Raw genomic sequence first — 12,261 nt, 5'->3', positions numbered from 1 at the left:
ATGTCTCTCCTGGAATTACACTAATAAACCGGATTTAACCAATGTGAGAATTTATCTATTCTGCCTCTGATTATTTCTTGATAATCTTGGGCAATAACATTGGCTATAGAGTCTTCTTTTTGTCTATATGACACATCGTCTATTTGCGAAACAATTGATATTTCAAGGCCGGTACCTGTTAAAAAGCAGGCATCTGCTTCATAGAGATCCTTTTGTTGAATTTCTGACTCAATGCAGGAAATATTGCGGAATTTACAAATATCGAAAATAGATTGTCTGGTTATTCCATTGAGTATGCCAGCGCTAAGTGATGGTGTAATAACGCAATTATCCTTAACAATAAAAACATTTGATGTACTTGCTTCTGCACACATGCCTTGTTCATTCAACATGATAGCATCATCAAATCCATTTTCTTTGGCATCTTCATGAGCAAGTGCGGAATTAACATAAGTGCCGGTAATTTTGGCCGATGATGGAATTGCCGCATTTGATACACGTCGCCATTTTGAAATAAGGCATTTAAAATCTGTTTTTTTCGTGTAAGCGCCCATAGGTAAAGCGTTAATACAGAGGGTTGAATTTACACCGCTTAGCTTAACGCCAAATTTTTCACCCGGCATTAACGACTTTTTAAGCGCTAATGGCCTGATATAAATGTCTTGTTTGAAGCCATTTTTAATAATGATGTTTTTAGTAATGTCGATTAACTCCTGACTAGTATAGGGTAATTCAATTTTTAATGTTTTAGCTGATTGAATTAACCGTTCATAGTGCTCATGCACTCTAAATAGATTCAGTTGGTTATTGTCTTGATCCCAATAAGCTCGGATTCCTTCAAATATACCGGTGCCATAATTTAAAGCTTGGGTATTGGCAAGAAAGGTCGCATTGCTAAAATTGAGATATTCCCCGTCTAGAAATACGATCCAATCTTTATTCACTGGGCTAACGATATTGTTTGTCATTTATTGGCCCTCTTGTTCATAATCTCTAAAGCTGAATTTCGTTCAATATTGTTGGTATCATCTCTCAGATCATGGATACGTGCAGCTTTCCAGCTTACCATTGCCGCGGTTCCAATAAGTCCACCGACATCTCCTACATGGATGTCGACGTTCATATTGAATTTGGATTCCATTTTTTGTTTTATCTTGCTAATGAGTGACGCATTATTTAATTCGTCACATGGCTCTAAAGTGATCTTAAGCTCATCTGTACCGGCTGTATTGTTGATTTCAATAAAATATTCAAAACAATATTCGAGTTCTTCAAAGATGGCATTTTCAATATCAAAAGCATAGACATTAGCATTGTTTAATACTAATACATCTTTTACTCTGCCGATGGGTTCTATTTCCCATTGATTTAAGCCTATTGCTTTACACCGAACCATATCCCCCGTTTTGTATCGAATCAGAGGTTTATTCCCTTTATATAAATGGGTAATCACTAATTCACCAGCAACGTGATTATCACCAACATTGAGTTTTTGTTGAGTAAAAGGGCAAATGAGTTCGTAGTAATTGTTGTATGGGATAGTAATAAGCTTATTGGTGTCGTTACAAGCTGCCAGAATTGATGTTTCTTGGGAGGCATACATACAGTTGTAAATTTTAGCGCCCCAATTCCGAGATAAGTTTGTTAATCTATTTGGCGTAATAAGTTCGCCAAGGACTAAAATGATCTCGATACCTAATTCTTTTGCATCACATGCATTGTTCCGGCAATATTTTAGCAACTCAGCAGCGACCGCAGGTGTGCAAACTAAAGCGGTTATTTTCAGGTCTTGTATCAGCCTGAGAACTCTGTGCATGCCAACAACGGGCGAACGAGGCCACATTTTGATAACGGTATGCCCTAAACTGCGAAATACATCTTCAAAGGTGTCGCCAGTAGAGTGCAATTCCGTTGGACCCATCACGCCAATAATGTGTTGTTTACCTTCCTGGTTAAAAATAGACTCATATTGCAAGGTCAGGAAGCTATTATTGACTAAAGAATCTGTTTCATTGCGAGGACAGGGCGTGGATGGCCCAGTTGTCCCTGTGGTTTCATAATATATCCAAGCATTACTCAGGCTATCGGAAGATATCGTATTTCCTGCCTTACTTAAGTCTAATTTTGTGGTAAAGGGCAGTTTTTCAACAAGTGAGGATAAATTATCATCATCACTTGGGTTTATTGCGTTTAGACGATCTTGGTAGAAAGTTGAACCCTTCTTCGTATAGTTTATGATTTCTTTCAATTTTCCATATTGTATTTTTTCCAATGCGGGGATATCTATCTCGCCGGACATATATCTTTTTAGTTCGGTAAGGTACTTCACCCCTAACTCATGAAGATCGGTTCTAAAAATGGAATACATATATGCTACCTGGTTATTTATAAAGTGGTAAGTTGCCAGTGAGTTTATTGATATCTTTCTTTGGTCCAACTATGCCAATTCCGGATAACTTCAATTCATCGGAATGCTCAGCAGATAATTTTCCTTCGTATTCCTCATATGTTCTGCATGATTGTGCTAAACAGGAAAAGGGACTCAGTTTAAAATTATCGTTAGATTTTAATTCATTATGAATAGCATCCAGTACATCATGGCTTGCTTTCAAAATAGGCAAAGGCGTTTTAATGACACCGGGATAACAAATGCTATCTTTACTAAAGACATCATGCCCCACAATGCCGTTAATATTTCTACCGATTGAAACACTAATGACGCTCAGTGCATTCATGGCTAACCCAAGTGGCAGGCTATCAGCGATAACGACGACACTTTTATGTAGGTTCTCGTCAAACTCCATACGACTTTCCTATTAACTGAGTGAAATTTATCAACTTATTTGCATCAATAATAATATCAGAGACTGTCCATGTACTTATTTCTTTCCACAGCACTACGCCTTTTATATGATCGGGATGATGCATATATATGTTCAGGTCTTCGTAACTTTCAAAGTAACCAATTAAACTAAAGTCAACTGATTGTTTTCTGTCTACTGTACTGCGACCACAAAACCATCCTTTTATTTCACTTATCTCATTTATATGATTTAAAGTCACCTTCTCTGCTAATATAGCTTTTTCACTATCCCAGCTTATTCCATCCTTGAAGGTAAATAAGACTTGATGTGCAATTAAGTTATTTTTGCCCAACATAATTTACCTCGTAATTAATGATTTTGAGTATAATAACCTATAGAAATGATTTAACTTACACTTAATATTAGCGCATACCTGATTTAGTTTTTTTGATTTGCGTCTAATTTAAATATCACATTGCATTTATAGCAGTCAACTATTTCCCAGTGGTAATAATTCAAAGTAAAGTGGAAAAGTTGTGATTCTGACAATGAGATAATGATAAGAAAGCTATTATGGCTTACCTCTTGAATGTCTAAATTTTCCACTGCTTTTGAACGACAAGGTTGCTTTATGACCAGTGGTTATTTTCTAACAGAGATAGCAACGGTTATAAAGCATGCTGTTGGTATTTCTGATTTGTCAGTAAATGAGCTATTTTTTTGAGGTTGAAAATAACCAGATCGTCGGTTGCATCATAATAAGTAATTAAGGTAATTCTGAAGATTCGTGGTGGTAGCCTTGCATCAGTGGGCTTTCAAGTCATGGTATGTTGTTGAGCATGTCGCTAATGATAAGTGTTTTGGTAATATTTTTAAATAATCTATTATTTATGCTTGATTGTTTGCTTTGGGTTGTAATATACTGCGCTCGCTTTCAGGGGCTATCCCTGAAATACGCCGGCTTAGCTCAGTTGGTAGAGCAACTGACTTGTAATCAGTAGGTCACCAGTTCGATTCCGGTAGCCGGCACCAAATCAATAAGAAGCCGTTATCTTTTCAGAAGGTAACGGCTTTTTTCTTGCCTCATTTCAGATGACGCTGTTTATATTTCCAGTTTATTTTGCAATTTTCTATTATAATTTCCCGCTTAAATAGGTACCTGAATTTATCGTATAGTTCAAATTACTGTCAGACCGCGCGGAATAAAACAGAGTAACTAAGAATAAAGGATATTAAACTTTTAAATAATGTGGATTTATTTTCGCTTGTAAAAACTCACAGAGAAAAATATTGGCATTTGAGGTATCAATTTTCCCGCATAAAAAAGTATTTGCTAACGGCATGTATCTATCTATTCGTCTGGCGAGAGCTGAAAATAAGATGAGGCAGGATAGAAAATAGCAGAAGATATTGATGCTGCAAAAGCGTATCGGATAAAAGCAATTTCAGCTCAGGAGAATATTTCTGCTAGCTATCTGCTGAATAGCATAAGTTTAAAAATTTCATTGTTCAGAAGAGGATATATCTGACAGTGTTAAAATTTTTCACGTAGATATTTACCTGATAATCGGTAATTTATCACTAGCAACATTAATCCTGTCGATGTCTTAAATGTCTGGTCTAATCGGGTGGAGATATTTGGAATAGAGTTATTGAGATCTCACATTTGCACCGGTTGGTTGCCTATCACGTTGTAAACAGACCGATTTTTGTGGTCTTCGGCATGGGTATGGCAACTATTCTTAATCGGCGTTTTACGAAGGGTTTCAAAGTTGATGCAAAATATTTTTTACACTCAAATATCCATGAGATAAAAAATCTGTGCTATTTTTTATTTAATGCATTTTTCATCTCAAAATAAAAAGGGGGGTGTTATGTTACTTGAAAACTTTTGACAAATAATAAAGCACATGCGTGTTGCTTTAGATGCTAAGCGTTTTAAAGTAAGGTGCATTAGAGGATTAAATGAAGATTGTAAATTTGTATAATAAATACGTAGATGGGGAAGAGAAACACTTTATGTCCATCCGTATTAATAACGATATTTATGTGTTTTCCTCTGAAACTAAGCTTGGTCCAGAATAGGGGTTATTTACTATTTGTATTTAATAGACTAAGTAAACAAATGTATTTAAACGACGCAGTTACGTAGCAGAGAAACACAAAAATAGAGAATGAAAAATTTGTTATAATGCCGAATGCATGGATGCATGAGACCATCATGAAAATAATTTTTACTACTATTTGTTACTAAAAGTTAAGGTCAAAATATATGCGCAATATTCAACAAGTTTTAGAGTGTTGGGGCGGTTGGGTTGATGATGCCACAGGTGTTAATTGGCCACCGATCGCTGCTGGATTTAAAGGTCTGATTGCGTCAACTCATTCATTACGTCCTTCCTGTTGTGATAACGATGGCTTGATCATTGATGCTTGTATCGCAAAGTTGCAGACGGTAGATAAGTCGGAAGAAATTGAAGTCTTATTTATGTACTACGCTTTGGGGATTTCCAAACGGTCCATCGCGCGTTTAATTAAAGTACCTGATATTGAAGTACGTTCCCGGTTGCAAAAGGGAGAAAGTTTTGTTCAGGGATGTTTGGCTATGCTCGATATTAAGTTAGAAATGGATGATGAAGTACAAAAACACAAAAAGCTTGTGCGTACGCAAAAAGCTATGGTAGTGTACTAATCAGTTAAAGTTGCGAATAAGCCCTGATAGAAATGTCGGGGCTTTTTTCATTTGGATATTGCAGGGTAATGGGGGAAATTAGGATTTAAGCCATCAAATTCGGTTTAAAAAATTCCTGTTATCCGATTCAACTCTATTTGGTATGAGTGAACCTTAAGTATCTTCTTAATTGCACTCTGATAAATAAGCAAAAATTTAAATCATAATTGTCGAAGGTCGCACTGTGTTGCGGCCTTTTTCGTATTTTTCGTCGCGAATCGCTTACGCATATTTTTTTACCTTTTCGCGGTCGGTATCCCTATTGAATCAATCATCACTTGATGTTGGGAACTAAGCCTTCAACAGAGCTTAGTTTACCCAGGCGCAAGGTGAGTTATTGCTGTTTGATGGAGGTATTTTTGATGAGTAACGGTAGTGATAAAGCGGGTTGGTTAACACCTGTCACGTCTGGGCCTGAGTACGATGATGAGTTGGAGCACATGCTGAGTCGTTGGTTGGGAGGTGTTTCTGGTTTACCTGACGATAAAGTGCGTTCTCGATGGGCATTAGCACAACCGCCTCAGTTACCGGCAGATAATGATTGGTGTGATTTTGTTATCACGGATTTTATTTCGGATGCCTCGCCTGCTTTTGAGAAACAGACTGATGAAGGAACCAAGTTATGGCGTCATGAAGAAATTGTGTGCTTGATTTCCTTTTATGGCCCGAACAGCCAGCGGTACGGTGCTCGTTTTCGTGACGGAGTGGTGGTCAGTCAGAACAATGACGAATTAGAACGTTTCGGTCTTTCAGTAGACAAACTCAGTCGGCTGACTTCTTTACCGGAACTTATCAATAACCAGAGGGTGCGTCGTTATGACATGACGATCACCTTGCGGCGAAAAGTGGTGCGTGAATACGGTGTTAAATCACTGGTGGAAGCGCCTGTCAAATTCTTAGGAGATTAAATTATGCAGGGTTTACCTGTTTCAAACATTATCAATGTCACGTTGAATATGGCTCCTCATGCGGCTCAATCCCGGAACTTTGGGGCGTTACTGATCGTCGGTGCAAGCAACGTGATCAACCCTCACGAACGTTTACGCCGGTATTCAGATATTGATGGTGTCGGTGCTGATTTTGGACTGAGTTCACCAGAGTATCAGGCTGCGGCGCTTTATTATTCCCAGTCACCCCGTCCGATTGATTTATATATTGGTCGATGGGCTAAGGACAATGTGGTCTCTTCTTTACAAGGGACAGCACTGACTAAACCGCAGCAAATGATTAGCAAATTTACTGCCGTCACCGATGGTTCTTTTAAATTGACGATTAATGATAAAGAAGCGGTATACAGCGGCATTGATTTGAGTAAAGAGACCAATCTTAATGGCGTGGCCCAACGGATAGCGGATAAGTTAAAAGATTGTTCAGTCACATATGATAGTTCTTCTTCGCGTTTCGCTATTATGCCGAATTCTGTAGGTGCGGTTGGCTATGTTTCACCAGCAACGACGGGAACTTATATTGGTGATTTATTAAAACTGGACGAAATATCGGGAGCTACCGCTATCGAATCTACCAAAGCAGAAACCATTGCCGAGGCGGTGGCAGCATTGGGATCGGTATCTAGTGGCTGGTATGGGTTGGTTATCGCTGATGACTCTCTGACGGATGAAGATATTCTCTCTGTTGCTGATTACATTGAGTCTGCATCTGTTTCCCGTATCTATGGACATACAGTGCAAAAAGCGGATGTCTTGGATGCTGATGTTAAAACTGATATCGGCTCAAAATTAAAAGAGAGAAACTATCAACGCACACTTTGGCAATATTCAACCGGTAAATCCTGCACCGTTGCTTCTCTATTTGGACGTATGTTTACGGTCAATTTCAACGGTAATAACACCACCATAACCTTGAAATTTAAACAGGAACCCGCGGTAACCGCAGAAAACCTCACCGCAACGCAAGCTAATGTGTTGAAAAGGATGAATGGCAACGTTTTTGTTAAATACAGCAATGATACTGCCATTATTCAGGAAGGTGTCATGGCGAATGGGGATTTCATTGATGAGCGCCACGGTCTGGATTGGTTGCAGAACTACGTTCAGAACAATCTTTATAACCTGCTTTACACCAGTACCAGCAAGATCCCACAGACTGATGAAGGTGTCACACGATTAATCACCAACATTGAACAGTCACTTTCTCAGGCGGTGACAAACGGCTTAATCGCTCATGGCGTATGGGGTGGCGATCCAATTGGCGCATTGGATACGGGCGCAACATTAACTAAAGGTTATTACGTTTACGCACCACCAATTGCGACGCAGGCACAGGCTGATAGAGAGGCCCGAAAAGCACCGGTTATTCAGTGCGCAATCAAATTAGCAGGCGCTGTTCACTACGCTGATGTCATTATTAATGTAAACAGATAAGGGTTGAAAATGGCTACATATTCTTTTCTTGATGTTTCTGCTTCTATTACTGGAGTCGGTGGTTCTTTTGATCTTGGCAACGGTGCCGCACTCTCGGATGAGGGAATTACCGTCACCATGTCGGAGAGTAAAAACACCATGACCACCGGTGCAGATGGGGAAGTCATGCATTCATTGCATGCAACCAAGTCAGGAACTATCACGGTGAATTTACTTAAGACCAGTTCGGTAAACGCCAAATTGAACGCGATGCTTAGTGCGCAATCACTTTCGTCGGCGGCATGGGGTAATAACGTGATTGTTATTCGCAATAAACAAAGTAACGACATTGCTGTTGCACGTTCCGTTGCCTTTCAGAAACAACCGGATTTGCAGAATAGCAAAGCAGGTAATACCGTTGCTTGGGTATTTGATTGCGGAAAAATCGACATTATGTTAGGCACATTCTAATCCCGTTTCCTTCACAAACAGTTAAATCACCTTTAAATCTGCCGCAGCATTTGTCTGTATTTTTACGTCGGACTTATGCTGCGGCAGTTTGAGCGAGCTTGAGGATAAGTGATCATGGAATTTGAAATTGATGGCAAAAAATATCGCAGTGGTAAATTGAACGCTTTTCAGCAACAAGATTTAGCGGTGGCTTTGGCACCGGCTATTCCGGCACTTGGGCCGCTGATGAAAAAGATCGTGACAGCTAAAAGTGATGATGGGATAGCTGGCTTTGAAGAAGTACTCCCTTATTTGGTGGAATCCATCAACGCGTTAGGAAAATTAAACCGGCATGAAATTAATGATATTTGCTTATCGGTGGTTTCTCGTGAACAAAATGGTATCTGGAGTCGGATTTATGAACCTGATGGACAGGTATTGATGTTCGATGACATCAACGGCTTCGAACTGCTGAAAATTGTCGGTTTTATTATTCGGGACGCATTGGGAAATTTTTTTCCCGCCCCATTAGAGAGCGCAGTGTAATTCCAGGACAAGTCAGCTTAAATTTTGAAACCCTCCCGAAAGGGCGTGATTATCTGTTACGCCCGGTTATTGCGGGCATGTGCCGTTATGAATCGTTGAAAAATAGCGTTCTTGATCTGGCTGATATTGCATTGATGAATGATGCCCTTGATGTTAAATCGGAAAATGAGGCCATAATAGAGAGGTGGCGAAATGAGCAATGACGTTGAAACAACTAAAGATTTCTTGGGATCGCTTAAGTTTGATGTTGATGAGGCCGGACAGCGTAAATTTATGGCTGTTATTACTGAAGTCACGGCTAATGTTCTCAAAATGGGGGAGGAAATTAAAAACGCAGCACTAGAGGTTATTAATTTCACCACTCAAGTTGCTAACGGATTGGATAAACTTTACTGGCAGTCACAGAAAACAGGTGCAACGGCTGAAAAAATTAAAGCCATTGGTTATGCCGTCAGTCAAGCAGGCGGAAGTGTTGAAGGGTTTAATCAATCTCTTGAGGGCGTTGCCAATTTCCTACATAAAAATCCAGGTGGTGAAGGATTATTGCGGAACATTGGTGTTCAAACCCGAGATGTAAATGGCAACCTTCGGGATACAGCATCTTTGGTGGCGCAGGTGGGTGAACAGTTATCGAAAATGCCGATGGATCGTGCTAATCGATACGCCCGCAAACTGGGTATTGATGAAAGTACCTTGATGGCTATGCGTCGTGGGATTGGTCAATATGTCTCTGAATATCAGGACATGACGAAAACCATAGGTTATAACCCAACTAAAGCAACGCAGCAATCTCACCAATTTATAGCGCGCATGAATGCTTTAGATAATTTGTTTGGGATGATAAAAGAAAAAATAGGTGCGGATTTGGCGGGGGGATTGACTGGACGAGTCGAATCATTTCAACAAACTATCCTGCGTAATTTCCCTGGAATAGAAAAGGTTATTACTCGTGTAATGAATGTCATATTGAATCTGGCTGATGATATAACATTATTGGTCAGTCGCGTCGGTGAAGCGATTAGTGATTTAATTGGCTGGTGGGACAGACTGGATGGCGGTACAAAAACGCTTATTAAAGCACTAGGCGGCTTACTATTTGCGTGGAAAATTTTAAATACAGCCTTTATGACTTCGCCGATAGGGATGATTACTGCACTGTCAGCGGCGTTGCTCTTGCTTTATGAAGACTATAAGGTTTGGAAAGAGGGTGGTAAGCATTTTATTGATTGGGATAAATGGAAACCCTCTATTAATGAATTCCTTAAAGCCATTGAAAAAATCTCTAGTTGGATAAATCAGGGGGCTAAGGCCGTTGGCGGTTGGAAAAATGTATTAAAGGGATTTGCGACCTTCATTGCAGTGACATGGGCTGCGAAGATGATCAAAGGAATATCCAGTGTGACAAGCGCGATTCTTAATTTGGCTAAAGTGTCAAAATCTGTCTCCAGAGGTGGAATGTTAGGTAAAGCGGGAGTTGCAGGGGCGGTTGCTGTTGTATCAGAGCCATATATCGATAAAGCACTTAATCGGACTTTTGGTGGATATGACTACTTTCAGCGAATTAGGACCGCGAAAACTTGGCATGATTTTTGTGCTGCTATGATTGGGGAAGGTAATGCCTATTGGGATGAAAAAGGGAATTGGGTAGATAAACGTGAAGAAAGTACCCTTCCGAAAGGACATTCTCAATTTGCAGCAGATACTCCTGGTAATGCTCCTATAGTCATGCAAAAGTCAGATAAAGCGGTAACAGATGGACAAAATAATCAGCCAGTTAATAAAGATAATCCTAAAGTCAGCATGATGAAATTGGCTAATTCTGATGTGATACAAAGATTGATTGATAACATGATGGTGGGAGAAAGTAGTAATAATCCTTATTTATCAGAGCATACCAAAACAGCGATTATTGGAGTGCCATCGCCAGCGAATAAACCAACAAAACTGGTTGGACATTTAAATCATGTCGCTCACTCTTTGCAGAATATTTCCATTGATCACCGAATGATCAACGGTGCGGTGACAAATATCAACAGTATGATGAATCATCAGAAACTTACACCCGCTTTATTACATTGTGCACCAATATCTGCCGGCAATAATATACCGGGAATAGGAGAGGTCAATTATCATATTGAAGTCAACGGTGTTGAATCCCCTAGAGAAGCAGCAAGACTAACCGGAGAAACGGTAGAACGTACTTACAGTATGCTGCTTAGAAATATGCAAACACAGGTGAAATAACAATGGATATATTATCAGTCATGTTTTCTCAGCAAAAGAGAAAGATAGGTGTTATTGTACCGAGTGTCGTTATTTCAGAAACCCATACCGATGTATCGAATATCACTGATCATCCGGTTCAGCAGGGGGTGACATTCAGTGATCATGCTTATGACAACCCATCAGAAGTGAGAATGGATTTAGGTTTCGCGGGTGGTGGTTCGCTGCTTGATATTATTGATACAACAAAGGTATTTGATATATCTACCGGACTGAGCCTTGGAACCAGTCCGCGTGATATATATCAACAGTTACTTGACCTGAGAGCATCACATAAACCGTTTGATGTCGTAACGGGAAAGCGCTTATATAAAAATATGTTGATTAAAGATATCAGTGTCACAACGGATAAAACCAGTGAAAATGTTTTATCGGTAGTTTTAAACCTACGTGAAATTGTTATTGTTGAAACGTCACCGAATAAAGCTGCTCCGGCGGAAAATATGAAAAACCCTGAAGATACAGCACCTGTCGTTAATATGGGAGCCAAAGTCACGGTGAAGCCATCAATGCCAAAAATTATTCTTGATTTTATTATAGAGCGAGGTAAGAAATGGCTAGGGTTGTAGAAATTCCTTTGTCACCTCAAAATCAGCAATTCGATATTCAGCTAAATGGCATTAATTACAAAATGAGATTAATGTGGCGTGATATTGCAGGTTGGATTTTGGATATTATGACGCCGGACAGCGAACTTATCGTCACAGGTTTGCCGTTGGTTTTTGGGGTTGATTTACTGGAACAATATCGTCATCTTGGCTTTAACGGCTCATTAATTTTTTATGGTGATATAAATCAGGAGAAACCTTTCAGGAATAATCTTGGTAAAGAGGACAGGTTATACTTTGTAGTAAGTTAACTTGATGAGAGTAACATATAATTTCAAAGTAGTTATGATAAAAAATTGTGCCCAATAACGAGAATGGCTATATCTTTGTGCGGTAATAAAATATATATTGAATATATTGAATGTATTGAATGTATTGAATGTATTGAATGTATTGAATGTTTTATTTTAGGGGTGATATGAATTGTATATAATAAAACAGGTGTGATTTGCGATATTATTTTACTTGTTAGGAAATGA

Annotated in this window: 13 protein-coding genes and 1 tRNA gene; 10 read left to right on the top strand and 4 right to left on the bottom strand. The window is 39.2% G+C overall.

Features of this window, described 5'->3' with window-relative positions; translation table 11 throughout:
* Window positions 1–20: 20 nt before the first annotated feature.
* Genes EAE91_RS06755 through EAE91_RS06740 form a run of 4 tightly spaced genes read right to left on the bottom strand, consistent with a single transcriptional unit; the run spans window position 21 to window position 3,159 of the window.
* Window positions 21–968, bottom strand: a complete 948-nt coding sequence (locus EAE91_RS06755; RefSeq protein ID WP_214087811.1) for a branched-chain amino acid transaminase — start codon at window positions 966–968, stop codon at window positions 21–23.
* The gene (locus EAE91_RS06750) at window positions 965–2,368 is read right to left on the bottom strand and encodes a phenylacetate--CoA ligase family protein (protein WP_214087810.1); all 1,404 of its coding nucleotides are present in this window, start codon (window positions 2,366–2,368) and stop codon (window positions 965–967) included. Before EAE91_RS06750 ends, EAE91_RS06755 begins: the two co-directional genes overlap by 4 nt.
* Window positions 2,369–2,381: 13 nt before the next feature.
* Window positions 2,382–2,804 (bottom strand): DUF2000 domain-containing protein, encoded by a 423-nt coding sequence (locus EAE91_RS06745; RefSeq protein ID WP_036814954.1) that lies wholly within the window; start codon window positions 2,802–2,804, stop codon window positions 2,382–2,384.
* Window positions 2,794–3,159: a Dabb family protein gene (locus EAE91_RS06740; RefSeq protein ID WP_214087809.1), complete on the bottom strand. Its 366-nt coding sequence runs from the start codon at window positions 3,157–3,159 to the stop codon at window positions 2,794–2,796. Before EAE91_RS06740 ends, EAE91_RS06745 begins: the two co-directional genes overlap by 11 nt.
* A gap of 601 nt (window positions 3,160–3,760) precedes the next feature.
* Here EAE91_RS06740 and EAE91_RS06735 point away from each other — a divergent pair.
* From EAE91_RS06735 to EAE91_RS06695, 10 genes are all read left to right on the top strand, one after another.
* Window positions 3,761–3,836, top strand: a tRNA-Thr gene (locus EAE91_RS06735).
* 1,240 nt (window positions 3,837–5,076) lie between these two features.
* Entirely contained in the window at window positions 5,077–5,496 is a 420-nt protein-coding gene (locus tag EAE91_RS06730) for an antiterminator Q family protein (RefSeq protein WP_214087808.1), read from the top strand.
* 398 nt (window positions 5,497–5,894) lie between these two features.
* Window positions 5,895–6,443: a phage neck terminator protein gene (locus EAE91_RS06725; RefSeq protein ID WP_422615660.1), complete on the top strand. Its 549-nt coding sequence runs from the start codon at window positions 5,895–5,897 to the stop codon at window positions 6,441–6,443.
* A gap of 3 nt (window positions 6,444–6,446) precedes the next feature.
* Window positions 6,447–7,916, top strand: a complete 1,470-nt coding sequence (locus tag EAE91_RS06720; RefSeq protein ID WP_214087806.1) for a DUF3383 domain-containing protein — start codon at window positions 6,447–6,449, stop codon at window positions 7,914–7,916.
* 9 nt (window positions 7,917–7,925) lie between these two features.
* On the top strand, window positions 7,926–8,366 hold the full coding sequence (locus tag EAE91_RS06715; RefSeq protein WP_040153957.1) for a DUF3277 family protein: 441 nt from the start codon (window positions 7,926–7,928) through the stop codon (window positions 8,364–8,366).
* A 114-nt stretch (window positions 8,367–8,480) separates the two neighbouring features.
* The gene (locus EAE91_RS06710) at window positions 8,481–8,891 is read left to right on the top strand and encodes a phage tail assembly chaperone (protein WP_214087805.1); all 411 of its coding nucleotides are present in this window, start codon (window positions 8,481–8,483) and stop codon (window positions 8,889–8,891) included.
* Window positions 8,892–8,968: 77 nt separating this feature from the next.
* Window positions 8,969–9,094 carry a DUF6889 family protein gene (locus tag EAE91_RS24945; protein ID WP_376744719.1) on the top strand — a complete coding sequence of 42 codons (126 nt, stop codon included), beginning with the start codon at window positions 8,969–8,971 and terminating at the stop codon, window positions 9,092–9,094.
* Entirely contained in the window at window positions 9,084–11,135 is a 2,052-nt protein-coding gene (locus EAE91_RS06705; RefSeq protein WP_214087804.1) for a phage tail tape measure protein, read from the top strand. The genes EAE91_RS24945 and EAE91_RS06705 overlap by 11 nt, the downstream gene beginning before the upstream one ends.
* Before the next feature lie 2 nt (window positions 11,136–11,137).
* On the top strand, window positions 11,138–11,743 hold the full coding sequence (locus EAE91_RS06700) for a phage baseplate protein (protein WP_036780999.1): 606 nt from the start codon (window positions 11,138–11,140) through the stop codon (window positions 11,741–11,743).
* Complete coding sequence (locus EAE91_RS06695) at window positions 11,728–12,033, top strand: phage baseplate plug family protein (RefSeq protein WP_214087803.1); 306 nt, start codon at window positions 11,728–11,730, stop codon at window positions 12,031–12,033. The genes EAE91_RS06700 and EAE91_RS06695 overlap by 16 nt, the downstream gene beginning before the upstream one ends.
* The last annotated feature ends 228 nt before the right edge of the window (window positions 12,034–12,261 follow it).

The sequence above is a fragment of the Photorhabdus noenieputensis genome (assembly GCF_018448935.1).
Classification (GTDB): domain Bacteria; phylum Pseudomonadota; class Gammaproteobacteria; order Enterobacterales; family Enterobacteriaceae; genus Photorhabdus; species Photorhabdus noenieputensis.
This window is presented reverse-complemented; position numbering and strand designations above follow the sequence as displayed.